This window comes from Bradyrhizobium sp. Ken01 (genome assembly GCF_055807355.1).
The window spans coordinates 1-259 of record NZ_JBVVPC010000238.1 but is presented as its reverse complement, the minus strand read 5'-3'; the positions used below and the strand labels follow the sequence as shown (position 1 = coordinate 259).

The window sequence follows — 259 nt, the reverse complement described above, 5'->3', positions numbered from 1 at the left end:
GGTATTCACTCGTTCATAGGTAAACGCCTTCATGATTTTATCTCCCCCGCAGCATCTTCAATGGCGGCAAGGATGTTAGCGTATGCACCACAGCGACAGATGTTGCCGCTCATACGTTCACGGATCTCATCGGCAGTTGTTTCTGGAGCGGAAACCAAATCGACCGTGACGTGACTGGGAATGCCGTCCTGAATCTCTTTTAGCACCGCTACTGATGAGCAAATTTGCCCGGAGGTGCAGTAGCCGCACTGGAAGCCAT

1 protein-coding gene is annotated in these 259 nt (G+C 51.7%); it reads right to left on the bottom strand.

Going from position 1 to position 259, the window contains the following annotated elements:
• Nucleotides 1–29: 29 nt before the first annotated feature.
• The coding region (locus AC0L3S_RS39480; protein ID WP_473285374.1) for a 2Fe-2S iron-sulfur cluster-binding protein at nt 30–259 on the bottom strand (230 nt) is incomplete at its 5' end.